Source organism: Streptomyces sp. NPDC048718 (assembly GCF_043198875.1).
Lineage (GTDB): Bacteria > Actinomycetota > Actinomycetes > Streptomycetales > Streptomycetaceae > Streptomyces.
This window is the reverse complement of the sequence record NZ_JBICVG010000004.1, coordinates 30,855-55,927: the sequence shown is the minus strand read 5'-3', so window position 1 is coordinate 55,927 and position 25,073 is coordinate 30,855. Positions and strand designations below refer to the sequence as shown.

Annotated in this window: 23 protein-coding genes and 1 pseudogene; 15 read left to right on the top strand and 9 right to left on the bottom strand. The window is 69.2% G+C overall.

All coding sequences use genetic code 11. From position 1 onward, the window contains the following. Nucleotides 1–45 precede the first annotated feature (45 nt). Nucleotides 46–231, top strand: a complete 186-nt coding sequence (locus ACGFRB_RS08550) for a DUF6104 family protein (protein ID WP_053640526.1) — start codon at nucleotides 46–48, stop codon at nucleotides 229–231. A gap of 391 nt (nucleotides 232–622) precedes the next feature. Here the strand turns inward: ACGFRB_RS08550 and ACGFRB_RS08545 are convergent, their stop codons facing one another. After that, nucleotides 623–1,450 carry a hypothetical protein gene (locus ACGFRB_RS08545; RefSeq protein ID WP_363001389.1) on the bottom strand — a complete coding sequence of 276 codons (828 nt, stop codon included), beginning with the start codon at nucleotides 1,448–1,450 and terminating at the stop codon, nucleotides 623–625. Between the two features lie 266 nt (nucleotides 1,451–1,716). Between ACGFRB_RS08545 and ACGFRB_RS08540 the strand changes: the two genes are divergently transcribed. Next, nucleotides 1,717–2,592 (top strand): DUF4097 domain-containing protein, encoded by an 876-nt coding sequence (locus ACGFRB_RS08540; RefSeq protein WP_393240717.1) that lies wholly within the window; start codon nucleotides 1,717–1,719, stop codon nucleotides 2,590–2,592. Between the two features lies 1 nt (nucleotide 2,593). Continuing rightward, the gene (locus ACGFRB_RS08535; protein ID WP_393240714.1) at nucleotides 2,594–3,490 is read left to right on the top strand and encodes a PadR family transcriptional regulator; all 897 of its coding nucleotides are present in this window, start codon (nucleotides 2,594–2,596) and stop codon (nucleotides 3,488–3,490) included. A 352-nt stretch (nucleotides 3,491–3,842) separates the two neighbouring features. Here ACGFRB_RS08535 and ACGFRB_RS08530 read toward each other — a convergent pair whose 3' ends face one another. The 3 genes from ACGFRB_RS08530 to ACGFRB_RS08520 form a co-directional block, all read right to left on the bottom strand. After that, on the bottom strand, nucleotides 3,843–5,267 hold the full coding sequence (locus tag ACGFRB_RS08530) for a cellulase family glycosylhydrolase (protein ID WP_393240711.1): 1,425 nt from the start codon (nucleotides 5,265–5,267) through the stop codon (nucleotides 3,843–3,845). A 73-nt stretch (nucleotides 5,268–5,340) separates the two neighbouring features. After that, complete coding sequence (locus tag ACGFRB_RS08525) at nucleotides 5,341–6,306, bottom strand: zinc-binding dehydrogenase (RefSeq protein WP_363001396.1); 966 nt, start codon at nucleotides 6,304–6,306, stop codon at nucleotides 5,341–5,343. 168 nt (nucleotides 6,307–6,474) lie between these two features. Then, complete coding sequence (locus tag ACGFRB_RS08520; protein WP_393240707.1) at nucleotides 6,475–7,683, bottom strand: NADP-dependent malic enzyme; 1,209 nt, start codon at nucleotides 7,681–7,683, stop codon at nucleotides 6,475–6,477. Nucleotides 7,684–8,223: 540 nt separating this feature from the next. On the opposite strand from ACGFRB_RS08520, the gene ACGFRB_RS08515 reads away from it, so the two are divergent. Genes ACGFRB_RS08515 through ACGFRB_RS08505 form a run of 3 tightly spaced genes read left to right on the top strand, consistent with a single transcriptional unit; the run spans nucleotide 8,224 to nucleotide 10,977 of the window. Next, complete coding sequence (locus ACGFRB_RS08515; RefSeq protein ID WP_393240704.1) at nucleotides 8,224–9,192, top strand: ABC transporter substrate-binding protein; 969 nt, start codon at nucleotides 8,224–8,226, stop codon at nucleotides 9,190–9,192. Nucleotides 9,193–9,223: 31 nt separating this feature from the next. Next, a complete protein-coding gene (locus ACGFRB_RS08510) occupies nucleotides 9,224–10,213 on the top strand; it encodes an amino acid ABC transporter permease (protein ID WP_393240701.1) in 990 nt (329 codons plus the stop codon). Next, on the top strand, nucleotides 10,210–10,977 hold the full coding sequence (locus tag ACGFRB_RS08505; RefSeq protein WP_363001402.1) for an amino acid ABC transporter ATP-binding protein: 768 nt from the start codon (nucleotides 10,210–10,212) through the stop codon (nucleotides 10,975–10,977). The genes ACGFRB_RS08510 and ACGFRB_RS08505 overlap by 4 nt, the downstream gene beginning before the upstream one ends. A gap of 110 nt (nucleotides 10,978–11,087) precedes the next feature. Here the strand turns inward: ACGFRB_RS08505 and ACGFRB_RS08500 are convergent, their stop codons facing one another. Next, a complete protein-coding gene (locus ACGFRB_RS08500) occupies nucleotides 11,088–11,849 on the bottom strand; it encodes a class I SAM-dependent methyltransferase (RefSeq protein ID WP_393240698.1) in 762 nt (253 codons plus the stop codon). A 95-nt stretch (nucleotides 11,850–11,944) separates the two neighbouring features. Between ACGFRB_RS08500 and ACGFRB_RS08495 the strand changes: the two genes are divergently transcribed. Continuing rightward, on the top strand, nucleotides 11,945–12,574 hold the full coding sequence (locus ACGFRB_RS08495; protein WP_361231008.1) for a CGNR zinc finger domain-containing protein: 630 nt from the start codon (nucleotides 11,945–11,947) through the stop codon (nucleotides 12,572–12,574). Here ACGFRB_RS08495 and sodX read toward each other — a convergent pair. Next, entirely contained in the window at nucleotides 12,478–12,912 is a 435-nt protein-coding gene (sodX, locus tag ACGFRB_RS08490; RefSeq protein ID WP_361231006.1) for a nickel-type superoxide dismutase maturation protease, read from the bottom strand. The two genes, ACGFRB_RS08495 and sodX, sit on opposite strands and share 97 nt — an antisense overlap. A gap of 142 nt (nucleotides 12,913–13,054) precedes the next feature. On the opposite strand from sodX, the gene sodN reads away from it, so the two are divergent. The 3 genes and pseudogenes from sodN (at nucleotide 13,055) to ACGFRB_RS08475 (ending at nucleotide 14,664) form a co-directional block, all read left to right on the top strand. Then, the gene (sodN, locus tag ACGFRB_RS08485) at nucleotides 13,055–13,450 is read left to right on the top strand and encodes a superoxide dismutase, Ni (RefSeq protein WP_363001407.1); all 396 of its coding nucleotides are present in this window, start codon (nucleotides 13,055–13,057) and stop codon (nucleotides 13,448–13,450) included. Between the two features lie 326 nt (nucleotides 13,451–13,776). Next, a pseudogene (locus ACGFRB_RS08480) lies at nucleotides 13,777–14,170 on the top strand (tetratricopeptide repeat protein); the annotation flags it as partial. After that, entirely contained in the window at nucleotides 14,134–14,664 is a 531-nt protein-coding gene (locus tag ACGFRB_RS08475) for an NUDIX domain-containing protein (protein ID WP_393240694.1), read from the top strand. The pseudogene ACGFRB_RS08480 and the gene ACGFRB_RS08475, both read left to right, overlap by 37 nt. Before the next feature lie 16 nt (nucleotides 14,665–14,680). Here ACGFRB_RS08475 and ACGFRB_RS08470 read toward each other — a convergent pair whose 3' ends face one another. Beyond that, entirely contained in the window at nucleotides 14,681–14,896 is a 216-nt protein-coding gene (locus tag ACGFRB_RS08470; protein ID WP_393240691.1) for a hypothetical protein, read from the bottom strand. A gap of 258 nt (nucleotides 14,897–15,154) precedes the next feature. Here ACGFRB_RS08470 and ACGFRB_RS08465 point away from each other — a divergent pair, with 258 nt between their 5' ends. Together ACGFRB_RS08465 and ACGFRB_RS08460 are read left to right on the top strand one after the other, a co-directional pair. Further along, complete coding sequence (locus tag ACGFRB_RS08465) at nucleotides 15,155–17,695, top strand: hypothetical protein (RefSeq protein ID WP_393240688.1); 2,541 nt, start codon at nucleotides 15,155–15,157, stop codon at nucleotides 17,693–17,695. Nucleotides 17,696–18,983: 1,288 nt separating this feature from the next. Beyond that, nucleotides 18,984–19,439, top strand: a complete 456-nt coding sequence (locus tag ACGFRB_RS08460; RefSeq protein ID WP_363001413.1) for an RICIN domain-containing protein — start codon at nucleotides 18,984–18,986, stop codon at nucleotides 19,437–19,439. Nucleotides 19,440–19,544: 105 nt separating this feature from the next. On the opposite strand, the gene ACGFRB_RS08455 is transcribed toward ACGFRB_RS08460, so the two are convergent. Then, a complete protein-coding gene (locus tag ACGFRB_RS08455) occupies nucleotides 19,545–20,849 on the bottom strand; it encodes a DUF2079 domain-containing protein (RefSeq protein WP_393240685.1) in 1,305 nt (434 codons plus the stop codon). A gap of 200 nt (nucleotides 20,850–21,049) precedes the next feature. Between ACGFRB_RS08455 and ACGFRB_RS08450 the strand changes: the two genes are divergently transcribed. The 3 genes from ACGFRB_RS08450 to ACGFRB_RS08440 all read left to right on the top strand — a co-directional run bounded on the left by ACGFRB_RS08450 (nucleotide 21,050) and on the right by ACGFRB_RS08440 (nucleotide 23,985). Next, the gene (locus ACGFRB_RS08450) at nucleotides 21,050–21,730 is read left to right on the top strand and encodes a response regulator transcription factor (RefSeq protein WP_363001415.1); all 681 of its coding nucleotides are present in this window, start codon (nucleotides 21,050–21,052) and stop codon (nucleotides 21,728–21,730) included. Nucleotides 21,731–21,737: 7 nt separating this feature from the next. Continuing rightward, a complete protein-coding gene (locus ACGFRB_RS08445) occupies nucleotides 21,738–23,228 on the top strand; it encodes a HAMP domain-containing sensor histidine kinase (protein ID WP_363001416.1) in 1,491 nt (496 codons plus the stop codon). Nucleotides 23,229–23,322: 94 nt separating this feature from the next. After that, the gene (locus ACGFRB_RS08440) at nucleotides 23,323–23,985 is read left to right on the top strand and encodes a class I SAM-dependent methyltransferase (RefSeq protein ID WP_393240681.1); all 663 of its coding nucleotides are present in this window, start codon (nucleotides 23,323–23,325) and stop codon (nucleotides 23,983–23,985) included. Between the two features lie 82 nt (nucleotides 23,986–24,067). Here the strand turns inward: ACGFRB_RS08440 and ACGFRB_RS08435 are convergent, their stop codons facing one another. Next, on the bottom strand, nucleotides 24,068–25,015 hold the full coding sequence (locus tag ACGFRB_RS08435; protein WP_393240678.1) for a LysR family transcriptional regulator: 948 nt from the start codon (nucleotides 25,013–25,015) through the stop codon (nucleotides 24,068–24,070). Between the last annotated feature and the right edge of the window lie 58 nt (nucleotides 25,016–25,073).

Genomic DNA, 25,073 nt, shown 5'->3' with positions numbered 1-25,073 from the left:
ACAGGGGACGCGGGCCGTGTCCGTGCCACAGCATATTCTGATCGCATGTACTTCACCGACCGTGGCATCGAGGAACTGGAGAAGCGGCGCGGCGAGGAGGAGGTCACCTTCGAGTGGCTCGCCGAGCAGCTGCGTACCTTCGTCGACCTCAACCCCGACTTCGAGGTGCCGGTCGAGCGCCTCGCGACCTGGCTGGCGCGCCTCGACGACGAGGATGACGACGACGAGTAGGAACGGGTAGGGGCGAGCCGGACCCCGCCCCGGCCCCGGGAACACCCGGCCGGTCCCGGACGGGACGGGGCCTTCGCCCGGGCGATGTCTTCGCCCGGGCCGTCTCTTCACTTCTTCACCATGCCGTCGTCCGGCCGGAGGCCGGGCCGTGCGGCGGCGTTTCGGTCCTTCCGTACTTCTTCCTTGAGTGCCACGGGCGGCGATCGGCGATCGCGCGGACGACGGAGGGCCGTCCTCGCACGGGACACGCACGGATGATCCGGTACGACGCGACCCGGGGCGCCTGCCGTACCCGAAGAGCCGCCGGGGACCGCCTGCCGGCCGGCGCCGCATGACGGGGGTGGCCCTCCCCGGCGACGCCCGGGAAGGCAGCGCGAAGACACGGCACGGCCTACGGACCCTGCGGGGCCTTCCGGAGCCGGTCGTAGACGATCCCGAGCGCCCCGTGGGCGACGAGGAGCGCGCCGGTGGCCGCCCAGCCGCCGCTGCGGCGGGTGATGCCCCAGGCGAGCAGCGGCACCCCGGCCGCGAGCTGGGCCGCGCCGAGCAGACGGGCCCGGGGGCCGCGGAAGTACGGGCCGTACGGGCCGACGTCGACCGCCCCGAGTTCCGCGCGGACCGCCTCGCGCCAGCCGGTTCCCACGACGGGTTCGCCGCCGTGGGCGAGCGCCGCGGCGGCGAGTCGTTCGGCGCTCGCGCCGGGGGCGATGCCGGCGGGCAGGGCGAGTCCGGTGCGGGCGAGGACCGCGGTGAGACCGACGAGCCGTGCGTCGGCGTCCGCGTCCGGGTCGGGCCGGGTGAGGGCCTCCAGGGCCTGGACGTCGAGCACCGGGTCGAGCCCGAGGCGGCCGGCGAACGTGTACATGGCCTCGTCCTCGCCTGCCGGGGTGCCGTCGGCGAGCCAGACGTAGCCGACGGTGCGGCGGAAGCCCGCGGCGAGGGTGAAGCCGGCCCGGTCGGGGTCCCACCACAGCGCGAGGACGGGCCGGCCGGGCAGGGCGACGGCGAGGGCGGTGGACCAGCCGGTGACGACCCGCTCGACGGGTTCGCCGCCCTCGCGCCACGGCCTGCCCTCCGGGACGAGAACGCTCCACTCGGGTCCGGCGGGGGCGAGCAGCAGCCGTTCCGTGAGCAGCGCGGCCGACGAGCGGACCGCCGGCGGCTGGGCCCGGCAGAGCAGCAGAGCCCCGGCGGGGTGGGATCCCGGTGTCGCGTTCATGCCCCCACGCTAGGTCAATTTGTCCCGGTAAGACGGCACATGCACCGGGGCACACGCCATCCCGTCACTCCGGGCGCCCTCTCCACGCCCTCTCCACGCCCCCTCCGCACCCCTGAGTCGACCCCGGCTCCTCCTCAGGGGTGAATCAGGGTTGACTTGACCTGGCCGCGATATATCGTGTTCATCAGAGACGCGATATGTTGCGTCTCGGTCGCCGCCGGGCTCGCCGGCCGGCGGCACCGGCCCGCACACGGAAGGTCAGCACCATGCCAGAGTGGTCCGTCGCCGAACCCAGGAAGATCACGTCGACCGGCCCCGTGACCCGGGTCCGGGTCAGAGTCGTCAGCGGGGCGGTGAACGTGGTGGGAACCGACGAGAGTTCCGCCCGTCTGGACGTCTCCGAGATCTCGGGCCCGCCGCTCGTCGTCACCGAGCAGGATTCCGTCCTCACCGTGACCTACGAGGACCTGCACTGGAAGAACCTCCACAAGTGGCTGGGCCCCAAGGGCCACCGCCGCCGGGCCGTCGTCTCCCTCGCCATCCCGGCGGGCGCCGACGTCGAGGTGGGAGCCGTCGACGCCGAGACCGTGATCTCCGGCATCACCGGGGCCACGGAGGTCCGTGGTGTCACCGGCGACACCACGCTCGTGGGCCTGGCCGGTCCGGTCCGCGCCGAGACCGTCTCGGGCGCCCTGGAGGCGCAGTCCGTCACCGGGGACCTCTCGATCACCTCGGTGACCGGCGATGTGACGGTCGTCGAGGGCGCGGGCGCCGCCGTGCGGGCCGAGACGGTCAGCGGAGACCTGGTCGTCGATCTCGACCCGGCCTCGGGCCGGGACGGGCCGCCCGCCGACATCCGGCTGGCCAGTGTCTCCGGCGAAGTCGCCATCCGGCTGCCGCACCCGGCGGACGCCCAGGTCGAGGCGAGCACCACCAGCGGCTCCCTCTCCAACGCGTTCGAGGATCTGCGGGTCGGCGGCCAGTGGGGCGCCAAGAGCATCACCGGCACCCTCGGCTCCGGCCGGGGCACCCTCAAGGCGACCACGGTCACCGGCTCGATAGCGCTGCTGCGCCGCCCCGACCCCGAGCCGGAGGGCGACGACTGGTCCGCCCCCTCCCCCGCGTCCGGAAAGGTCCTCTGACATGCCTCCCGTCTTCGCCCACGGCCGTCTGCGCCTCTACCTCCTCAAGCTGCTCGACGAGGCCCCCCGGCACGGATACGAGGTGATCCGTCTCCTGGAGGAGCGCTTCCAGGGCCTGTACGCCCCCTCGGCGGGCACGGTCTACCCGCGGCTCGCGAAGCTGGAGGCCGAGGGTCTGGTCACCCACGCCACCGAAGGCGGCCGCAAGGTCTACTCGATCACCGACGCCGGACGGGCCGAACTGGCCGCGCGGGCCGGCGAGCTGGCCGATCTCGAAGTGGAGATCCGCGAGTCCGTCTCCGAACTGGCCGCGGAGATCCGCGACGACGTACGGGGCGCCGCCGGCAAGCTGCGCCACGAGATGCGGGCGGCGGCGAGCGCGTCCCGGACCGCCGGGGGCTCGTCGCTCTCCGAGGCCAAGGACGAGCTGCGCAAGGCCAAGCAGGAATGGAAGGAGCAGGCCCGGCAGGCGCGCGCCGAGGCCCAGTCGGCCAAGCGGCAGGCGAAGGAGTTCCAGCGGATCGCCAAGCAGGTCCAGGACCAGGTGCAGGAACAGGTCCAGATGAGCCGCGGGGAGTGGCCCAAGGGCGTCTGGGAAGGCATCTCGGGCATCACGGCCCAGCTCGGCGACCTGATCACGGGTACGGCCCACGGACCGGCCGGAAGCCGTCCGGCCACCCCCGAGGAGGCCGTCTCCGACTGGGCCAGGGATCTGGACCAGTCGGCCGAACCGGCCCGCGAGCTGGACCGCCTCCTCGACCGCTTCCGCGACGACATCCGCGACGCGGCCCGTGACCACGGGGTGAGCCGCGAGCAGGCCGCCGAGGCCCGCCGTCACCTGGGGGCGGCGGCGGACAGCATCCTGAACCTGCTGAGCCCGGAGCACAGAAAGAGCTGACCCGCCCCGGGGCGGGAGCGGTGGCCGGGAGGGGCGGCACCGGCCGATGGAGGGCGGGCCGGCAACCGGGCGGGGACGCGGGTACGGCTGCGGGCGGGCCGGAGCCGGGGCTCCGGTCACCGACGACCGCCCGGGGGCCCGCCGACCGCACCTCAGGGGGCGTGCGGGGAGGCCGGGCCGGGACTGAGTGGGAGCCTTTCGGCACCTGCGCGGGCCATCCCGAACTCCCCTCCCGGGCCTCGCGGGAGGACCTTCGCCCCCGGCCTCGCCACCGGGCTCTGTCCCGGCCCGCCGGACACATCAGCCTCGGCGGGTACCGCCGTCACCCCGTGCCTTCGCCGACACCGCCGCTTCACCGCGCCTTCGCCGTCACGGTCACGGTCACTCGGGCGCCGGGGGCGGCGACCACCGAGGCCCGGTTCCCGCCCTTGGTGGTGCGGGACACGACGGCCCGCCCCTGGGCCGCGACCCGCCACTCGCCCGGGGGCAGGGAGAGTTCGGTGACCCGGGAGCCGCGCCGGGCGGCGTCGTACTCCAGCCGGTAGACGCGGGCGGCGGAGTCGTACGAGGCGGAGCGGACCGTCCCGGCGACGGCCTCGGCGTACGGCTCCGCGGTCAGCTCCTTGTTCGTACGGAAGGCGCCGGAGTCGTCCACCGCGCAGTAGCCACCGCCGTAGCACCACACATAGCCCGCCCAGCCGGAGCTGTAGCGGCCGAGTGAGGCCATCGCCTCGCGGTAGAAGCGGTTCATGTTCGGAAGGGAGTTTTCGAGTGGGCCCCATTCCCCGACCACCACGGGGACCTTGTACGCCTTCGGGTAGCGGGTGACCGCCTGCTCGTAGGCCTCGATCCAGCCGGCCGCCGGGTCGTAGTCGGCACCGGCTTCCATCGCGGAGTTGTAGAAGTGCGGGGCGTACACGGTCTTCGGGTCGTGGATCCGGCCGAGTCCCGTCGGCACGCCCTCGCCGACGATCGGGGTGGGCTCCACGAACACCCAGCCGTCCCGGTCGGCTTGGCGGACCGCGTCCGCGAGACGGTTGTACATCGGGGTGAGCTGGTCGCGTTCGATACGGCGGGCGGCGGTGGGCAGGTCCTCGCCCTCCCGCGGCTCACCCATGGGCTCGTTGATCAGGTCGTAGCCGAGGACGGCGGGATGGTCACCGAAGCGGTCGGCGAGCGTCCGCCACATCCGGGCCTGGGCGCGCCGCAGGTCCGGGTCCTCGTAGAGATGGGTGAAGGCGCGCTGCACGGCGGGTTCGAAGTACTCGGCGAACCAGTCGTCAGGGTGCGGGGTGAAGGGCAGTCCGTCGGTCCGGGTGGCCCACTCCGGGATGCCGCGGTGGCCGAAGGCGGGCCCGAAGACGTCCTGGTGGGCGTCGATGAGGACCTTGACGCCGTAGGTGTGGGCCCAGTCCAGAACGCGTTCGATCTTGCGGAGGTAGTCCTTGCTGTACTGGCCGGGCCGGGGCTCCAGGTCGTCCCAGAAGACCAGGAGCCGGGCGAAGTCGAAGCCCTTGGCGCGCATGTCGCGGAAGTGCTTCTCGGTGATGGCGGAGAGGGCCTGTTCGCCCCGGTGGGACTTGTCCTCGACGTTCCAGCCGCGCAGGGTCAGGGTCCGGCCCTGGTCGTCGGTGAGGGCTGGTATGCCCGAGCCCCCGGGTCCGGACTGCCCGGCACCGGGTCTGCCGGCCGTGCTCGTGGTGGTCCTGGCGTGGGCGGTGGCGGGTGCGATCAGGGATGCGGCAACGAAGGCTGCCGTCAAAGTGGTTCGCAGCACGAAGGGACCTCCGGCACGGCGGTGTGGGCGAGGTGCGGGTGCGGGAGATCCCATCAGTACGTCCGACGTGTCATCAAGACGTCGTCAGCACGATCTTTCCGAAGAGGTCGCCGGTCTCCATCCGCTCGAAGCCCTCGCGGGCCCGGTCGAGCGGCAGCACCTGGTCGAGGACCGGCCGTACGCCGGTGGTGGCGCAGAAGGCCAGCAGGTCGGCCAGTTCGTCCTTGGAGCCCATCGTCGAGCCGACGACCTTCAGCTCCTGGAAGAAGATGCGGGTCAGCTCGGCGTGCGAGGGCCGATCGCCGCTGGTGGCACCGGAGATGACGACGGTGCCGCCGGGCCGCAGCGACTTGATGGAGTGCGACCAGGTGGCGGCGCCGACCGTCTCGATGACCGCGTCCACCCGCTGCGGCAGGCGCGCGCCGGGCTCGAACGCCTCGACGGCGCCGAGGTCGACGGCCCGCTTGCGCTTGGCCTCGTCGCGGCTGGTGGCGAACACCCGCAGGCCGGCCGCCTTGCCGAGGACGATCGCGGCGGTGGCGACACCACCGCCGGCGCCCTGAACGAGGACCGCGTCGCCGGGCCGCACCCCGGCGTTGGTGAAGAGCATCCGGTAGGCGGTGAGCCAGGCGGTCGGCAGGCAGGCGGCCTCCTCGAAGGACAGTTCCTTCGGCTTGGGCAGCACGTTCCAGGCCGGGACGGTGACCCGTTCGGCGAAGGTGCCCTGGTAGTGCTCGGTCAGGATGGAGCGCTTCTCGTCGGGCCCGACTCCGTGGCCGGTCTGTCCGATGACGGAGTGCAGGACGACCTCGTCGCCGTGCTCGTCGATGCCCGCGGCGTCGCAGCCGAGGATCATCGGCAGCTTGTCCTCGGGCAGTCCGACGCCGCGCAGCGACCACAGGTCGTGGTGGTTGAGCGAGGCGGCCTTGACGGTGACGGTGGTCCAGCCGGGCCGCTTCTCGGGCTCGGGGCGTTCGCCCAGTTCGAGGCCGTTCAGGGGCTGGTCGCGGTCGATTCGGGCAGCGTAGGCAGCGAACATGGGCCCGACCCTAGGCGGCGGCGGGGAGATCCCGGAACCACGCACCCGTGTGACGCGCGTCCCACGCCCCCGCGTCGCTCCACCGGCCCCGCGCGCGCCGGTCCCGTATGCGCGAAAACCCCGCGCGGTCCGGTGGAACCGTGCGGGGCCTTCGGAGATGACGCCGGGTCAGCGGCGGGCGACGCCCTCGGCGCGCGCGGCGGCGGCGACCGCGGCCGCGACGGCCGGGGCGACCCGCTCGTCGAACGGCGACGGGATCACGCAGTCGGCGGCCAGGTCGTCACCGACCACGCCCGCGATCGCGTCGGCCGCGGCGATCTTCATGCCCTCGGTGATCCGGGAGGCCCGGACCTGGAGCGCACCGGCGAAGATGCCGGGGAAGGCGAGGACGTTGTTGATCTGGTTCGGGTAGTCCGAACGGCCGGTGGCCACGACCGCCGCGTACTTGTGCGCGACGTCCGGGTGCACCTCGGGGTTGGGGTTGGCCATGGCGAACACGAAGGAGTTCGGCGCCATGGAGGCGACCGCCTCCTCCGGGACCGTACCGCCGGAGACGCCGATGAAGACGTCGGCGCCCGCCAGCGCCTTCTCCAGGGAGCCGGACAGGCCCGCCTTGTTGGTGAGTTCGGCGATCTCGCGCTTGACCTCGGTGAGGTCGTCGCGGTCGCGGCTGACGACGCCCCGGCGGTCGGCCACGGCGACGTCGCCGATCCCGGCCGACAGCAGGAACTTCGCGATGGCCACACCGGCCGCGCCCGCGCCCGAGATCACCGCGCGCAGGTCGCCCAGCGTGCGGCCGGTCAGCTTCGCCGCGTTGCGCAGGGCGGCGAGGGAGACGATCGCGGTGCCGTGCTGGTCGTCGTGGAAGACGGGGATGTCGAGGCGCTCCTGGAGCTTGCGCTCGATCTCGAAGCACCGGGGGGCCGAGATGTCCTCGAGGTTCACGCCGCCGAAGGAGGGGGCGAGCCGAACGACGGTCTCGACGATCTCGTCGGTGTCGGTGGTGGCGAGCGCGATCGGCACCGCGTCCACGCCGCCGAACTGCTTGAAGAGGATCGCCTTCCCCTCCATGACCGGGAGCGATGCCTCCGGGCCGATGTCGCCGAGTCCGAGCACCGCCGTACCGTCGGTCACGACCGCCACGACCTGGGACTTCCAGGTGTAGTCGTGGACCAGTTCGGGCTGCTCCGCGATCGCCGTGCACACCTTGGCGACGCCGGGCGTGTACGCGAGGGACAGGTCGTCCTTGTCCCGCAGAGGCACCGTGGCCGCGATGGCCATCTTGCCGCCGCGGTGCAGCGCGAAGGCCGGATCGAAGGGCTCGGGAGCCCCTTCGGTACCGCTCTCGCTGCGATGGTTGACGATCTCCGCTGCCATTGGGTTGACCCCTTAAGTCTTCTTCGTTTGAGGGTGGCCGCTCCCTTGTTGCGGAGCGGTGGGCGGGTCCCGCGGCCGCCGTGTGGGGCAGCCGCGCGGGCGCGCCGCACAACGCGCCCTGAGCCCCGGATGAGGGGTGTAAGGATCCTTCTTACCGGACGGACCGGTCCCCGCACGAGTTCATAGTGCCTCGGTGACGTGGCTCATACCGAGCGCCACCACAGGGGTACGGAGATCGACACGTCACTCGATGTCCGGAAAGATGCTTTCCCGACCCGAATAACGGCCTTCTTCTCGTCCGAATAGCGAGATGGGCAGGAGAATTTACGGCGCACACCACAACACCCCGAAGAAGGTTTTGCCTAGGGGGAACTGGGGACCGGGGTTCCGCAACCACCCGTTATCCGATTTTGACATCCGTGGCCGTCGGATTCGGGCAGTCCAAATGGCAGGATGCCGTAATCACACGAGGTCGCGGCGCTCGAAGATCCGTACGCGACCCATGGCAACTCCCCCCGAACACGCCGGAGGAACCCGACCATGACCGCACGCTCCACGCGCAGCACGGCCGCCGCCAAGACCCGCACCTCCCGTCTTGCCGCGGTAGCCGCCGTCGCGGTCGCCGGCTCCATGCTGCTGACCGCCTGTGGTGACCAGACCAACGGCGCGAAGCAGCCGAAGGGCGGCGCGGCCTCCGCCGACTCCGCCAAGGCTCCTCTCTTCTCGAAGCTTCCGGCGGAGATCCAGAAGGCGGGCGTCATCAAGGTCGGCGCGGACGCCTCGTACGCCCCGATGGAGTTCACCGAGGGCTCCAAGATCGTGGGTGTGGACCCCGACATCGCCGAGGCCCTGAGCAAGCAGCTCGGTGTCCGTTTCGCGTTCACGCAGGGCACCTTCGACGGCCTGATCACCTCGATCTACAGCGGCCGCCAGGACGTGATCATGTCCTCGATGACGGACAACAAGAAGCGTCAGGAGGGTCTGGACGACGACGGCAAGAAGATCGGCAAGGGCATCGACTTCGTCGACTACTTCAGCTCCGGCGTCTCCCTGCTGGTGAAGAAGGGCAACCCGGAGGGCCTGAAGACGCTCGACGACGTGTGCGGCAGGACCGTGGCCGTGCAGCGCGGCACGATCTACGAGGACACCTTCGTCGCCCAGGCGAAGAAGTGCGGCGCGAAAAAGCTGACGATCCAGAAGTTCGACACCGACGCCGAGGCGCAGACCCGCGTCAAGGCCGGTGGCGCGGTCGCCGACCTCAACGACTACCCGGTCGCCGCCTACATCGCGAAGACGTCCAACTCCGGCAACGACTTCGAGGTCGTCGGCAGCCAGAGCGACGTCGGTCTCTTCGGCATCGGCGTGTCGAAGGAGCGGACCCAGCTGCGGGATGCCATCAAGGACGCGCTCGACGCCATCATCAAGGACGGCAGCTACGCCGCGGCCCTGAAGAAGTGGGAAGTCGAGGGCAGCGCCGTCACGTCGGCGACCGTCAACGCAGGCAAGTGACCTTCCCCGCACCACCTGAAGGGCAGTCGTCATGACTGACAAGATCCACAAGGTCCCGGACGGCGATCCGTCCGGCCCCAGCCTCTCGAAGACCCTCCCGGACGCCGCCGCGGGCGCCGCCCCCGCCGTCGCCATCCCGTACCAGGCCATCAAGGCCATTCCCGTACGGCACTACGGCCGCTGGGTCAGCGCCGTCGTGGTGGTCGCTCTCCTCGCCTGGCTCATCTACGCCTTCTCCCAGGGCAACATCATCTGGACCACGGTCCGGGACAAGGTGTTCGACACCTCGATCCTGGGCGGCCTGTGGAGCACGGTCGTCATCAGCGTCGCGTCGATGGCGCTCGGCCTGGTGCTCGGCATCCTCTTCGCCGTGATGCGCCTGTCGAAGAACCCGGTCACGGGCGCGGTCGCCTGGCTCTACATCTGGTTCTTCCGCGGCACGCCGGTGTACGTGCAGCTGCTGGTCTGGTTCAACCTGTCGCTGATCTTCGAGTACATCAACCTCGGGCCGATCTACAAGAACGAGACCGTCGACGTCATGACGCCGTTCATGGTCGCGCTGCTCGGCCTCGGCCTCAACGAGGGCGCGTACATGGCGGAGATCGTCCGCGCCGGCATCCAGTCGGTCGACGAGGGCCAGACGGAGGCCGCGCACGCGCTCGGCATGTCGCAGCCGAAGACCATGTGGCGGGTCGTCCTGCCGCAGGCCATGCGGGTCATCGTGCCGCCGACCGGCAACGAGTTCATCAACATGCTGAAGACCTCGTCCCTGGTCTCGGCCGTGCAGTACACGGAATTGCTGAGGGCCTCCTCGAACATCGGCACCACGGCCGGTGCCGTGATGGAGATGCTCTTCGTGGCGTCGATCTGGTACCTCACGCTGACCAGCGTGTTCAGTGTCGGTCAGTACTACCTGGAGCGGCGTTTCGCCCGCGGGTCCACCCGCAATTTGCCGCCCACCCCGTGGCAGCGGATCAAGGCGAATCTGACCACGGTCAAGCGTTCGGAGGTGTCGGCATGACCGGCGAGCCCATGGTCAAGGCCGAAGGCGTCCACAAGTCGTACGGCGCCGCGCACATCCTCCGGGGCATCGACCTGGAGGTCCGCAACGGCGAGGTCTTCTGTCTGGTCGGCCCGTCCGGCTCCGGCAAGTCGACCTTCCTGCGCTGTATCAACCACCTGGAGCGCATCGACGGCGGCCGGCTGTCGGTGGACGGCCATCTGGTGGGCTACCGCGAGAAGGGCGGCAAGCTCTACGAGCTGCGGGACAGCGAGGTCGCGCTCCAGCGCCGCGACATCGGCATGGTCTTCCAGCGCTTCAACCTGTTCCCGCATATGACGGCCCTGGCCAATGTCATGGAGGCGCCGGTCCAGGTGAAGGGCGAGAGCAGGGCCGTGGCGCGCGAGCGGGCCGAGCGGCTGCTCGACCGGGTCGGGCTGGGCGAGAAGATGGGCAACTACCCCTCGCAGCTCTCCGGCGGCCAGCAGCAGCGTGTCGCGATCGCCCGCGCGCTCGCGATGGAGCCGAAGCTGATGCTCTTCGACGAGCCGACCTCGGCGCTCGACCCGGAGCTGGTGGGCGACGTCCTCGACGTCATGCGCGATCTGGCCGAGTCGGGCATGACGATGATCGTCGTCACGCACGAGATGGGCTTCGCCCGGGAGGTGGGCGACTCGCTGGTGTTCATGGACGGCGGCGTGGTGGTCGAGTCGGGCCACCCGCGGGAGGTCCTGGGCAATCCGCAGCACGACCGGACGAAGGCGTTCCTGTCCAAGGTCCTGTAGGGCTGTGGCGCCGTAGAGCGGATGCATACGCGAGGGGGCGGTACGGAATGTCCGTACCGCCCCCTCGCGTTTCCCCGGCCGGCGACCCGGGGCCCGGCCGCGCGGGCCGGTCAGCGCAGTGCGAGCACCATGGTGTCGGAGGGCGAGCACCAGACCGGGCGGGCCTCGCCGAATCCGGCGGCGCGCAGGGTGTCGGCGTGCCAGCCGGCCGAGGGCGTGTCGCCGTCGGCGTGCTCCCCGTAGATCTCGAAGCGGCGGGCGGTGGCCTCGGCGAGCAGCGGGTCCTTGGCGGCGAGGGCCCACCAGTCGGCCCAGTCGAGGACACCCTCGGCCTTCGCCGCCTCCATCCGGGCGTGTCGCCGGGTGCGCTCGGCGGCGTTGATGCGCGGGGTGGCCTCGTCGATCATGTGGTCGGCGTTCATGAAGACACCGCCCTCGCGGACGATCCCGGCGAGCTGCCCGTAGAGCGCGGCGAGCGGCTCGCTGTACAGCCAATGAAGGGCGGTGGCGGTGAGGACGGCGTCGTACGACTCCTGCGGCAGGGCCCGCGTCCACGCCGGGTCCTTGAGGTCGGCGGTGACGAAGGTGACGCGGTCGTCGCCGGCGAAGTATCCCTCGGCGATGGTGAGCAGGGCCGGGTCGAGATCGACACCGGTGCTGGTGGCGTTCGGGAACCTCTGGAGCAGCCGGTCCGTGATACTTCCCGTACCGCAGGCGAGGTCGAGCACGCGGGGCTCCGGCCCCACCGTCGCCTCAACCATGTCGAGCATGACGCGGAACCGTTCCTCACGGTCCGGCATGTACCACTCCTGCTGCCGGTCCCAGCTGTGCTGCCAAGCGGACCAGTCGGTAGTACGGGCCGTGTCGGTCATGGTTCTGCCTCCACCCTCTTCGTAATACCCTCGAAGGGAAAGCGTCGCTTACCCTTCCCCGCCCTGACCCTAGCCCGCTGGAGTAAGGACTACAAGTGGAACTGGCCTATTACTCGGACTACGCCGTGCGTCTGGTGAACACCGAGGAGCCGGCCCGCGGCACGGACTCCCTCACCTCCGTCGAGGCGGTCCGCGACCTCTTCGGCGAGGCCTCGCAGATGGCCCGGCGGGCGACGGATGCCGACGTGACCCGCTTCCGCTCGGTCCGGGCCCGGCTGCGCGCGGTCTTCACGGCGGCGGACGAGGGCGACCACACCCAGGCGGTGGACCTGCTGAACTCCCTCCTCCTGGAGTTCCCGGTCAGTCCGCAGATCTCCGGCCACGACTACCTCGACGAGGAGGGCCGGCCTCGCTGGCACATGCACCTCGCCGACCACCCGTCGAACGCGACCTCCGGCTTCGCCGCCATCGCCGCGATGGGTCTGGCCATCCACCTGACGGAGTTCGGCGCCGATCGGCTCGGCCTGTGCCAGGCCGCCCCCTGCCGCAACGCCTATCTCGACACCTCGACCAATCGCTCCCGCCGCTACTGCTCCGACCGCTGCGCCACCCGCGCCAACGTGGCCGCCTACCGGGCCCGCAAGCGCCAGGAGGCGGCGGAGGCCGAACGCACCGGCCGCACCGAGGTGAGCAGCCAGGACAGCAGCACCCCGGCCGAGCGCTGACGGCCCCGGGTGACGGGCCGGTAGCGCACCCGCACCCGTCCCAGCACCAGCGGCTCGGGGACGACCCCGAAGACCCGGCTGTCCCCTTCCGCGTCAGGGTTGTCCCCGAGCACCCACCACCCGGCGTCCCGGCGCTCCACCAGCCGCTTCACGATGAGCAGATCCTGCTGGAGCGGATGCCGCAGCACGGCCACCTGACCCGGCCGCAAGCGCGCCCCGTAGTGCACGAACAACTGGTCGCCATGGAGCAGCGTGGGCACCATCGACACGCCTGTCACCTCGGCGATCCCGAACGGGGCCCCGGTCTCCCGACCCGCCGCCTGCCCCGATTCCACCATTCGCCGCCTCCTGCTCCAGTCGTCCACGGGTCCCATCCTGGCCCTGGACTTTTGTCCTAAGCCCCAGGGGGCGCTCAAGAAAACATGCTTCTCACCGAGTAATGTCCCACTTGAAAAGACGATCACGAGGAAGGACAGCCGCATGCTCTCCCGCCTGTTTGCCCCCAAGGTGAAGGTCAGCGCCCACTGCGACCTCCCCTGCGGCGTGTACGACCCTGCCCAGGCCCGCATCGAGGCCGAGTCGGTCAAGGCCGTTCAGGAGAAGATGTCCGCGAACGAGGACCCGCACTTCCAGGCCCGCGCCACTGTCATCAAGGAGCAGCGCGCGGAGCTCGCCAAGCACCACGTCTCGGTGCTCTGGAGCGACTACTTCAAGGCGCCGCACTTCGAGAAGTACCCCGAGCTGCACGCGCTGGTCAACGACACCCTGAAGGCCCTCTCGGCCGCCAAGGCGTCGACCGACCCGAAGACGGGCCAGAAGGCGCTGGAGCTCATCGCCGAGATCGACCGCATCTTCTGGGAGACGAAGAAGGCCTGACCCTAGGTCATGCCGTTTGACCTACGATTTTCCCAATCGTCTGGTCTACCCGCCCGCACCCGGCCCGCAGGCCGCCCCGCCCAGGGGCGTCCCTGACGGCCGGGTGCGGTCTCTTTTTCCCGGCCCCGAGGGTGTGGATCCGCAGCGCGCGAAGACCCTCTCCGACCACGACCGCGAGGGGGATCGGTCAGGAGACGGCACGAACCGCGGATAGCCGCGAGGTCCAGCACGCGACCTGAGCCAGGTGCTCGGGCAGCAGCCCGAGGTGCGGATCCGGCTGTACGAGAAGAGTCGCCGCTCCCCCGGCGACACGCGCTGCCGCCCACTACTCCCGCGTCAGCGGCCCCGCCACCGGCACCGTGGCCAGCCACACCGCCCGCACCCTCGCCGACCACATCGGCACCGAGCAGCAGCACCGCGGCGCCCTCACCCGCCGACCCCAAGTACAAGCGCGTCCACGCCCGCACTCACGCCGACCTCGGGGACAGCCTCGCCGCCCAGGCCCGCGCCGACGAAGCGGTCGCCGCCTGGACGCAAGCCCTGGTGCTCATGGAGGGCATAACCTCCGACCGCACCCGCAAGGCGATCACCTCAATCCGCTCCACCCTCGCGGTCTACCAGCGCCGCCGTGTCCCCGGCGCCGCCGATCTCGCCAGCCGCGCCCGCGAAGCCCTCGCTCTCACATGCCCAACAACCCGCCCGACGAAGGGAGCACCGTGACCCAGCAAACCGACGACCAGCCGAAGGCCCTCAAGCCGGCGCTCGAATCCATGACCCTGCTGGTCGCCGCAGTCATCGTCCATGACAAGGCCACCAACCGCGTCGTCCTCCTCCAGCGCAGCGAGAACGCCAAGTTCGCCCAGGGCATGTGGGACCTCCCCGTCGGCAAGAGCGAACCGGGCGAACCCATCACGGAGACCGCGGTCCGCGAGCTTTACGAGGAGACGGGCCTCACCGTGAAGCCGGAGTCTCTCAAGGTCGCCCACATCATCCACGGCGCCTGGGGCGTCGAAGCCCCCAACGGCTTCCTCACCGTCGTCTTCGCCACCCACGACTGGACCGGCGAACTCCAAAACCGCGAACCCCGCAAGCACTCCCAGGTCCTATGGGACGACGCCGATGCAATCCCTGAGAACTTCGTGGACACCACCTCATGCGCCCTCCGCCGATACCTCACAGGAGGCTCGGAGGTCTCCCTCAACGGCTGGCAATAGAGATGCCAACTGCGGGTCATTGCCCCAGCACGGCCCGTACGGCTTCGACGACGAAGCCGAAAAGCCCGTTCGCAAAGGCAGTCGACACACCGCCGACTGCCGCCGCCAGCACAGTGTTTCGCTCGGCACGGGCCAGTCGCAGCCCGCGCCGGACGTTGCGCTTGTCCAGCTTCTTCTTACGCACGTTCGCCTCCAGTTGAGCGTCCGGCGGGCGTGTCTCCTGCCCGCTCACGTGACCACGCTGCGGGGCCGCGGAGGGCACACGATGAGTTGCGATGGCAGGATCACCAGCGGGGCCCGAACCTGGAGAAACCCTGCCGAGGTGAGACGGAAGCGGGATGATGCTGCGATGAGCCGAGACAAGGGAGAGCACGGGGAGTCAAGCAGCGGTGGGCAGCGCCGAATTCCCGCACCACGAGTCGCTCCGGGCCCGTTGCGTGAGCTGAAGCTGCTGCTCTATCGCCTCTACGTGGAGGCCAGGACTCCCCCCGTGGCACGGATCGCCGATCTGATCGCCGACGACCCCGACGATCTGTTCCCAGGGTCCCCTTCGAAGGACACCGTGCACAGGATCATTGGTTCGAGTGAATTCCCGGCGCAACAGGCGAATGTTGTCTCAATTGCAGCGGTACTGGCCCGCGAGGCCCGCTGGGATGTCACGGACGCGACGGAACGGGTCCGAACTGCATGGATTAAGGCGCTCCTCGCCGAGCCTCCGGGCAAGCCGCTGAGCGAACTCGACCCCTACGCTCTCGAAGTCCACCAGTCCATCACCGTCGCCGAAGGTGGGCACACGCTAACATTGCCCGCCTATGTGGCACGTGATCACGACCACCACGTTCGAGAGAAAATCGACCGAGCGGTTTCGGAACAGAGCGTGATCGTCACACTCGTCGGAGAATCCTCGACGGGAAAAACCCGAACACTCTGGGAAGCAATCCAACAACTACCCCCGAAGTGGCGCCTCTGGAAAGCTCTGGACTCCGCTCCGCACGCTGATCTGGCAGCAGAAATCGAGAAGGTCGGTCCGCACACAGTGGTGTGGCTGAACGAGGCCCAGCGTTTTCTCCTCACAGCCGATCCTGCAGAAGGCGAGAAAGTAGCGGCCGCACTTCGACGGATTATGCACTCATCTGAGCGACGCCCCGTACTGATCCTGGCTACCCTCTGGCCCAAGTACTGGGACCAGTTGACATCGGAACCACACGACGGCCAAAGAGACCTGCACCCGCACGCGCGCCACGTGCTCAATGGGAGTTCCATACGCGTTCCGGTCACCTTCGTGCCGAATGACCTGGATAACCTGAGAGAAGCCGCCACACACGATGCCCGGCTCGCTCAAGCCATAAAACACGCGGAACAATGTCAGGTGACCCAGTATCTGGCCGGAGTGCCAGCGCTGATTCAGCGCTACCAGACAGCGCCGCCACCACTTAGAGCCCTCATCGACGCAGCGATGGACATCCGTCGGCTTGGATATGGCGAACACATCCCATTGGAGCTGCTCGAAACCGCAGCATACGAATACCTGACCGACCTAGAGTTCGACTACTTGCCCGATGACTGGCTGGAAGTTGCCCTGGCTTATGCGGCAAAACCTCAACGAGGGATCCGCGGGCCATTGACTCGGATTCGCCCACGAAACAAAGGGGTGACGGAAGGATCGGTACGGTATCGCCTGGCAGATCCCTTGGATCATCTGGGGCGGGAAGAGCGGTGCCGAACCTCCCCTCCACCAGGAATTTGGGACCTCCTGGTGTATCACTCACCCCCAACCGAGGCGCTGAACATCGGAAGATCGGCAGAATACCGCGGCCTGTACCGCACTGCCATCGCTCTCTACAAGAAATCCGCCGACTCCGGAAGCAGTGAGGCAGCCCTCCAGATTGCCGAGATTCTTTCCATGACGAACAGGAGAAGAGAAGCTTTCGAATGGTACGAGGAGGCGCACTCCCTCGGAGATTCCCACGCGCTGCGTTTAGCCGCGCAAACTCTGGTTACATGCGATGAGGCCGACTGGGATTCCGCGAAGAGCCATTACAAGCGAGCAGCCCGCCAGGGCGACATTTTCGCGCTCGTTGACTGCCGGGAGCACATGAGGGAATGGGAATATGACGGGGATTCGGACGAGTGGTTTCATGATGCCCTTATGGAAACCTGGAACCACGTCTCCATAGAGGCGGCTCTGACCTGGTGCGAGAAGTTCGACACGAAGCATAACCTGGGAAAATTTCTCATTGGGACAGGGGAACGAGCGAGAGGATTGAAAATACTCGAACAATCGACACTCGATGGCGACTTTATGTCAATGTATACAGTTTGCGAAGAGAAGCGACTGTCCGACGGAGTTGATTCTGTATTGTCATACCTGAAGGAGCTCGGGCACAGCAGCCATACGGGATCTATCTTTGCCCCCATGGCCCTGAAAAAAACAATGCTCTCGGAGGGACTCGAGGAAGAATGCGTGACCGCCCTGAGGGAAATGATCACAAACGGGAACAGTTCGGCGGCCAGCGATTTTGCTGAACTGATGCGCCACCTAGGTCGAACCCATGAGGCAATCGACTTCCTTTACTCCCAAATCGAAGACGAAATCGGCGTGACATACGATCTCGCTGAGCTTCTGCGGCGGGAGTCCAGGAGCGATGAAGCAGTTTCGCTTCTATCCCCATTGGCAAAGGCCGGGGATTCTCGGGCTCAGTACGAATTGGCCTGCATCCTTGAGGAGAAGGGGCAGCTCGACGAGGCAGTAATCTGGTACCAGAAGAGCGCAGAGGACGGCAGGCATAATGCAGCTTCCGGCGCGGTGAGACTGCTGTTGCGCGCCAATCGCGCATCCGAGGCCCTCACTTGGCTCAGATCAATCAGCGCCCCTGACGCTTCCCATGATCGAATCGACTGTGCGGTGGGGGTTTTGGGATCCATGGGACGCCGCGAGGAAGCGAAGCGGCTGAATGACTACGGTTGGGAGCCGGACGGCACCATCAGCACCCCGTGGTCCATCACTCCTTCCACACGCGCTGAGACATAAGGAAGGCCCATTCCTCCTAAACCGGCACTGCGCCAGAGAAGCAAGGCCACCGCTGGCCAACGGCGAAGCACTGCCGCAGTCTGCACGTAGTCCGCAGGACACCCGGTCAAGACCGTCGTACCCCATCGCCAGCAACCAGCAAAAGGCCAGGTCAGCGACCCGCAGCACCCATCACCGCAAGTCGCCGACCCACCCCATCGCGGGGAGACGAAGAAGGCCTGACCCTAGGTCATGCCGTTTGACCTACGATTTTCCCAATCGTCTGGTCTACCCGCCCGCACCCGGCCCGCAGGCCGCCCCGCCCAGGGGCGTCCCTGACGGCCGGGTGCGGTCTCTTTTTCCCGGCCCCGAGGGTGTGGATCCGCAGCTCGATGGCGACGGACGCCTACCCGAAGACCGGCCGCACCCGCCTGACGCCCGCGCCGCCGGCGATGAGGGCGGAGGCGCGGATCACGGGCGCCCCGGTGCGACGACTCGACGGGCTTACGAATCTCGCGCTCGGCGACCCCGCCCTCGACCGCCCAGAGCGTCTTACGGGCCCCGTCCCACCCGGTCCTCGCTCGCCGAGGACGACCACGGCCGTGCGGATGTACGGCGGCATCACACGCGCCATCGCCTCGGCCTGTTCGACCGCGAGCGGGGCGACCGCCTCGGCCGGCATGACCGAGAGGCGGATCCCGCGGCATGGAGCGGAGGCGCGGCCGACGGCGATGACCCCGCCGCCCACGGCCGCCACCCTGACACGCACGAGGACGTCGTGGACGTTCCATCACGCGGGACGGCGCGGAATCGACGCCTACCGGCCGGTGCCCCTGGCGCACCCGCACCCGGCACGCCCCCGGTCACGCCCCCAGCCCCACCACGACGATCACGCCGGCCGCACATGCCGCACAGGCCGTACACAACAGCGCCGACGGTCGTGCGCGTGGAGGCAGGCTCGTTTTCGATGCGCCGGCATTGAGATCGCGCCTATCCCCGGGGAGGAATTCCGCACTCCGGAAAAATACCCCAGATGCGGACAAGCGAAAATAAAAGCGCCTCCCTCGGCGTGCGGATCTCTACACGCGGTAGGGAAACCTCCGATTCCGCTGCTCAGAGTGTTTGATTCCGCATTCCGCTTTCGCTGCGCGTCACACCCATATCACAGACATCGCGACCACGCCCCCACAAGCGAACTCTTGGCGCATAAATACCGGCCGAAGCGGCGATAACCATAACCATCATTGTCTCGATTGATCCCCCTCGGTTACGTTCGAATCGGCAATCAGCCACCACCGAAAGGAAATTCATGTTCACGCGAAAGACCCTCTCCTCGGCCTTAGTGACCGCGGTCGTGGCCGGCGCCGGAGTTCTCACCGTGACCGCTCCGGCACAGGCCGCTGTTCCGGGTACCGAGCAGTTCAAGAACGTCGCCACGGGATTCTGCCTGGACAGCAACGCCCGCAAGCAGGTCTACACGCACGCCTGCAACAGCGGCAGCTACCAGAAGTGGACGGTCTCGAAGGTCAGCGGTGGTTACCGGCTGAAGAACAAGGCCACCGGCTTCTGCCTGGACAGCAACGCCCGCAGGCAGGTCTACACGCACGCCTGTAACAGCGGCAGCTACCAGAAGTGGGCGATATCGAAGGTCGGCAGCGCCTACCGGCTGAAGAACGTGGCCACCGGCTTCAGGCTCGACAGCAACGCCCGCAAGCAGGTCTACACGTACCCCGCCAACAGCGGCAGCTACCAGAAGTGGAGCTGATCCGTCGCCTTCACCGGTGAGTGAGACCGGGGCCCGCCCTGTCGCAGAGGGCGGGCCCCGGCCCGTACATGGCATCGACTCGGGAAACCCGCGGACATCACCCGCTCAGGAAGGCCCCGAGCCGGCGGGACTCCGCAGAACCACCACGCCACCCTCGGCGTAGACGCTGCGCCAGCCATTCTCCTCCGCCTGCCGGATGACGGCAATGACGCCCCCGATGGGAAACGGGTCGGTCGTGTCGGCCACGATCCAGGTGATGTCCTTGCGCCGGGTGAGCACACCGTCGGCGACGAGGTCGACGATCGCCCGGTCGCTGAGGTGGGGCGCGAGGCTGTTGCTCGCGGCCACCCGCGCGCCGGAAGGGATCAGATCGATCGCGCTCCGAGCCGCCGTCTCGCGGGGGCCGTCCTGCCAGAACCCCGGCGTCACCAGGAAGCGGAGCGGCTGGGCGGGGAACAGCATCGCCGCGATCACCAGGGGGACGAGGACGGGCAGGCGCACCCCTCTGCGCAGGACGTCGATGAGCGCGATGAACGCGATGGGCATGAGGACGGCGGAATAGTGCAGCCCCATCCCCCAGTACGCCGGATTCGGCGAGAAGAGGCGCCACGCCAGCGTCGGCAGCAGAAGCAGGGCGAACGGGCTTCGCAGGGCCACGCCCGCGATGATGACCACCAGCGCCCCGATGGTGAGGGCCTTCAACGGCCAGCCGTCCAGCATCCCGTACGGCTGCGGCTGGGCCAGGTAGCCGTACTGCCCGTCTGGGGCCAGGGCCGGAATCACCACGAGGACGGTCAAGGCCGTACCGGCCAGCGCCGTGGCACCGAGCAGAAGGCCGGCCCGGCGGTGATGGCGAAGGAGGAGAAGGGCGAGGACGGCGGCCGTCGCTCCCAGATCCTCTTTGACCAGCAGGAGGGCGGCCGCCCACCAGGCGGCGGCCACCCACCGCCCGTCGAGGTAGGCGCTGCCGGCCAGCGCCAGGAGCGGTACGGCGAAGGCGACTTCATGGAAGTCGAACCCGATCAGCTGCTGAAGCCCCCAGGAGAAGCCGTAGGCCAGACCGATCGCCAAAGCGGCCCACCGGGTCCGCAGATGGCGCTGGGCGGCGCGCGTGATCACGAAGGTGGAGACCCCCATCAGCGCCGCTTGCGCGATCAGCAGGGTCTCCACGTGGGGCGCCACCAGATAGAGCGGAGCGAGAAGGGCGAGGATCGGGTGGAAGTGATCGCTGAGCAGCGGATACGCCTCGCCCGTGAAGCCGGGGGGCGCGGTGGCCGTCCGGAGCTCCGAGGCCGGCCACCTCCCCTCCGCGTAGGAGCGCACCGCCTGGTCGAAGATCCCCAGGTCATAGCCGGTCGTGCCGAACCGGGCATGCTCACGCAGGGCGTAGACCATGTAGACGAGGAACACCGCCGAAGCCAGGACAGCCGGCAGATACCACCCCCCGGGGTGTCGCCGCTGAGCCCCGATGAGCTCGCGTGGCGGACCGGTCGGAACGCGTGTGGTGGTCGACAGCATCCACAGATGGTGCGGTTCGCCCGCTGAGGATGGGCTGAAGGAAGCTGAGGATTTCCTCAGCTTCGGTTCCGCGGAGCGCACATACTGAGGCCGTGCGAGTTCTGGTGATCGAGGACGAAGAGCGGCTGGCTGCCTCTCTGCAACGGGGCCTGTCGGCGGTCGGTTACGCGGTGGACGTGGCTCGCGACGGCGTCACCGGGTTGCACATGGCGCGAGAATTCCCGTACAGCGCGATACTCCTGGACATCATGCTCCCCGGGCTCAACGGCTATCAGGTGTGCTCGCGGCTCCGCGCGGAGAAGAACGACGTCCCCGTACTCATGCTGACGGCGAAGACCGGAGAGTACGACGAGGCCGAGGGGCTCGACACCGGAGCCGACGACTATCTGGCCAAACCCTTCTCGTACGTGGTTCTCGAAGCGAGACTTCGGGCTCTGCTCCGCCGCGGAGGTTCACGGACTCGGACAATACTGGAATCGGGTGACCTCTGGCTCGATCCCGCTCGCCGGACATGCGGACGAAATCAGACGGCCATCTCCCTGACTCCGAAGGAATTCGGCGTTCTGGAGAGTCTTCTGCGTCGATGTGGAGAAGTGGTGACGAAGCACGAACTCCTGGAAGAAGTGTGGTCCGCGGATTTCACCGGGGATCCGAACATCGTGCAGGTCTACATCAGTGCCGTCCGGAGAAAAATCGATGTGCCCTTCGGTACCGAATCCATCGAAACGGTCCGCGGAGGGGGCTACCGCATCCGTGCAACCGGCAGCGACTAACCTCAGCATGCGCCCGCCACGCCCCGCCTGGGCCACCGCGCTCGCATCGGCCCTCGTGGTCGCTCTGGCAGCCGCGTGGCTCCAGTACGCCGATCACCTCGCCGGACCGCTCGCGCCCCTGGGCCCCGAGCGTTTCACCACCGATCGCGTCGGCCCGCAGATCGACTTCCTGCGGCATGCCGGTCTCCTCCTCGGAACGGCCTGCGTGGCGCTGTCGTGCTGGCTGGCCACCAAGGGGCATGCCGTACCGGTGCGCGCGCGCACGTCCGCAGCCGCCGGCGGTACTGCCTGCGTTCTCTTCTTCACCCAGGCGCAGTGGGTCCAGCACTACAACTCGACCCTCCCCTACGCCACGGCGGACGCCGCTCTCACGTGGGGACTCCTCTTCGTCGCACCGACCACCGGGCTTCTCACCGGGGTGGCCGCCTGGACCACGTTGGGCGGCGGCGCACAACGCATCCCGTTCAGGAGCCGTCTCGTCCTGACGGCAGCGACGACGAGCGCCGCGCTGTTGATCCTCGCCATCTGTCTGCTGCGTCAAGTGCAGTACGAGTGGGGCAACATCGACACGGTCTACTGGGTCGCGCTGTCCATGGGCGCCCCGGCCGTCGGCACACTCACCGGGCTTCTCACCCATGTCACCGCCCACCGTGCTCTCCGGCCCGTCGAAGCGATCCGCCGGCGGCTGGCCCACATCACCAGCCATTCCCTGGACCAGCGTGTCCCCGTCCCGGACACCGGGGACGCCATCGCACGTCTGGCGCGCACCACGAACGACACCCTCGACCGGCTGGAAGAGGCGTCCACCCGACAGCAGCAGTTCGTCGCGGACGCCGCCCATGAGCTCCGCAGCCCGCTGGCCGGCCTGCGCGCGCAACTCGAGTCCGCGCTGCGGCACCAGGCGGGCGTCGACTGGCCGGCCGTCGTCCGCGAGTCCGTGGCCGATGTCGTCCGGCTACAGGCCCTGGCCGACGATCTCCTGCTCCTCGCGCAGATGGACGGCGCCCCGCGCACCACACCGGCGGCCCAGGAGGTCGATCTCTCCTCCCTCGCGGAGGATCTGGTCCGTGAGCACCAGCACCTGCCCACCGCACAAGGGCTCGACCTGGCCTGCGACTTCCCCGCCGATGTCATCGTCCGCGGAAACGCCGTGCAGCTGGAACGCCTCCTGCGCAACCTGCTCGGCAACGCCTGCCGGCACGCCCGCCACCGCGTCACCGTCCGCGCCCGCATAGAGGAAGGGACGGTCGTCACCGAAGTCGCCGACGACGGCCCCGGCATCCCCCTCGCCGACAGGGAGAGGGTGTTCGCCCGCTTCACCCGACTCGACGAGGCTCGTTCACGCTCTGACGGCGGAGCCGGTCTCGGACTGCCCATCGCCCGTGAGATCGCGACTCGGCACGGCGGAACACTGGCGGTCGCGAACAGCGAGCGGGGAGCTTCTCTCGCGGTACGCATCCCGCTGAGCAGGGTGAAGTCCCCCGGGGGCGGCGCCTGAGGGTCGCCGCCGGGTGCCCGACGGCCTCACCCGGCGGGCACGCGCCGGCCGTCTCCGACTCCCGTGCCCCGGGCCCGGTCCGTAACCTGCGCGCGTGGACAACACCCTGCACACCCTGCACACCCCGGACTGGCTGGACGACACCCGCGCGTCCTACGACACCGTCGCCGCGAGCTACGCCGACACGGTGCGCGACCTGCTCGACGAGACGCCCCACGAACGGGCGGCGCTCGCGCTGTTCGCCGCGTCCGTGCGGGAGGGCGGCGGGGGCACGGTGGTGGACGTGGGGTGCGGGTCGGGGCGGATCACGGCGCATCTGCGCGGGCTCGGGGTGGACGCGTACGGCATCGATCTGTCGCCCGCCATGGTCGAGACGGCCCGGCGCGAGCATCCCGGCGCCCGCTTCGAGACCGGCTCCATGACCGAACTCGGCCTGGCCGGCGCCTCTGTGGCAGGGCTGGTCGCCTGGTACTCACTGATCCACGTGCCCGACGCCGAGGTCCCGGCGGTCCTCGCCGGCTTTTGGCACGCCCTGCGCCCCGGTGCCCCACTGCTGCTGGCCTTCCATGTCGGCGACGGGTCGCGACTGAAGACCCAGGGCTACGGCGGCCATCCCATGAAGGTGTACGTCCACCTCCGGCGCCCCGCCCGGCTGGCCGCCCTGCTCGACGAAGCGGGCTTCGCCGTCGAGGCACGGACCACGCTGACGTCCGCCGAAAGCCCGCTCGGCGGCATGGTCTTCGCCCGCCGCCGCTGAGCGTCGGAGCCCCGGCCCGCGCACCCCGCCCACACACCACCTCTCCCGACGCCCTCTCGGCCCAAGCCCCCTCGGCCCACCCTCACGCCGCCTCCAGGCACGGTCCCGCCGAGCCGCCCGCGTGGAGCCAGCGGCGGTACGGCGTCGCGCGGAGCGCGGCTTCGCGGTAGGCGGCGGTGAGGGCCGCGTACGGACGGTCCAGCGGGGTGCCCGGGGCGGTGAAGAGGAGGAGGCGGACGGCCAGCGGGTCGCCGCGCAGCGGGCGGATGGCCATGTCGTCGCGCGGGCCCGAGGTGGGCTGGCAGGGGCCGACCGCCTCGCCGAGGACGATGAGCGTCGCGGCCGTGTGATAGTCGGCGTGCAGGACCGGCGGGTCGAGTCCCGCGCCCGCGAGGACACGGCGCAGACCGTCCCACTCGCCGTCGACGGACGGGTCCACCGTCCAGCGGTCGTGGGCGAGATCGGCGAGGTCCACGACCTCGTGCGCGGCGGCCGGGTGGTCGGGGGCCATGGAGACGAACTGGGGCTCCCGCTGGACCAGTACACGGCCCCGCACCCCGTCCGGGACGCGCAGGGGGCAGCCCTCCACCTCGTGGACGAAGGCCAGGTCGAGCCCGCCGGAGGCGACCGTGCGCAGCAGGTCGTTGGAGGAGACGCCCACCCGCAGATCGACGTCCGTGGCGAGGTCCTGGCGCAGTCGGCGCAGCCAGCCGGGCAGGGCGCGGCTGGCGGTGGAGCCGACGCGCAGCAGGGGGCCCGCCGAACGGGCGGCGGCCCGGGTCTCGTCGATCAGCGCGGCCATGCCGTCGACAAGGGGGCGGGCCCGGCCGAGGACGGTGCGGCCGAGCGGGGTGGGGTGACAGCCGGTGTGGCCCCGGGAGAAGAGTTCGGCGCCGAGCGACTGCTCGATCCGGTGCAGCTGGTTGGTCAACGCGGGCTGACTGACGCCGAGTTGGCGTGCCGCCTTGTGCAGGCTGCCACTGTCCGCGATGGCGCAGAGCACCCGTAAATGCCTCACCTCCAGCTCCATGGCCCCGAGGGTAGGCCGGGGCATCTGTGTGCACCAGAGCGTCAATTCGCCAGTGATT

What these genes read in the sequence shown, in the direction of transcription:
- ACGFRB_RS08535 (WP_393240714.1), top strand. Translation starts at nt 2,594, where the DNA reads ATGCCTCCCGTCTTCGCCCACGGCCGTCTGCGCCTCTACCTCCTCAAG.
- ACGFRB_RS08520 (WP_393240707.1), bottom strand. Translation starts at nt 7,683, where the DNA reads ATGGCAGCGGAGATCGTCAACCATCGCAGCGAGAGCGGTACCGAAGGG.
- ACGFRB_RS08540 (WP_393240717.1), top strand. Translation starts at nt 1,717, where the DNA reads ATGCCAGAGTGGTCCGTCGCCGAACCCAGGAAGATCACGTCGACCGGC.
- ACGFRB_RS08545 (WP_363001389.1), bottom strand. Translation starts at nt 1,450, where the DNA reads ATGAACGCGACACCGGGATCCCACCCCGCCGGGGCTCTGCTGCTCTGC.
- sodN (WP_363001407.1), top strand. Translation starts at nt 13,055, where the DNA reads ATGCTCTCCCGCCTGTTTGCCCCCAAGGTGAAGGTCAGCGCCCACTGC.
- ACGFRB_RS08505 (WP_363001402.1), top strand. Translation starts at nt 10,210, where the DNA reads ATGACCGGCGAGCCCATGGTCAAGGCCGAAGGCGTCCACAAGTCGTAC.
- ACGFRB_RS08500 (WP_393240698.1), bottom strand. Translation starts at nt 11,849, where the DNA reads ATGACCGACACGGCCCGTACTACCGACTGGTCCGCTTGGCAGCACAGC.
- ACGFRB_RS08550 (WP_053640526.1), top strand. Translation starts at nt 46, where the DNA reads ATGTACTTCACCGACCGTGGCATCGAGGAACTGGAGAAGCGGCGCGGC.
- ACGFRB_RS08435 (WP_393240678.1), bottom strand. Translation starts at nt 25,015, where the DNA reads ATGGAGCTGGAGGTGAGGCATTTACGGGTGCTCTGCGCCATCGCGGAC.
- ACGFRB_RS08445 (WP_363001416.1), top strand. Translation starts at nt 21,738, where the DNA reads ATGCGCCCGCCACGCCCCGCCTGGGCCACCGCGCTCGCATCGGCCCTC.
- sodX (WP_361231006.1), bottom strand. Translation starts at nt 12,912, where the DNA reads ATGGTGGAATCGGGGCAGGCGGCGGGTCGGGAGACCGGGGCCCCGTTC.
- ACGFRB_RS08460 (WP_363001413.1), top strand. Translation starts at nt 18,984, where the DNA reads ATGTTCACGCGAAAGACCCTCTCCTCGGCCTTAGTGACCGCGGTCGTG.
- ACGFRB_RS08510 (WP_393240701.1), top strand. Translation starts at nt 9,224, where the DNA reads ATGACTGACAAGATCCACAAGGTCCCGGACGGCGATCCGTCCGGCCCC.
- ACGFRB_RS08475 (WP_393240694.1), top strand. Translation starts at nt 14,134, where the DNA reads ATGCCCAACAACCCGCCCGACGAAGGGAGCACCGTGACCCAGCAAACC.
- ACGFRB_RS08525 (WP_363001396.1), bottom strand. Translation starts at nt 6,306, where the DNA reads ATGTTCGCTGCCTACGCTGCCCGAATCGACCGCGACCAGCCCCTGAAC.
- ACGFRB_RS08515 (WP_393240704.1), top strand. Translation starts at nt 8,224, where the DNA reads ATGACCGCACGCTCCACGCGCAGCACGGCCGCCGCCAAGACCCGCACC.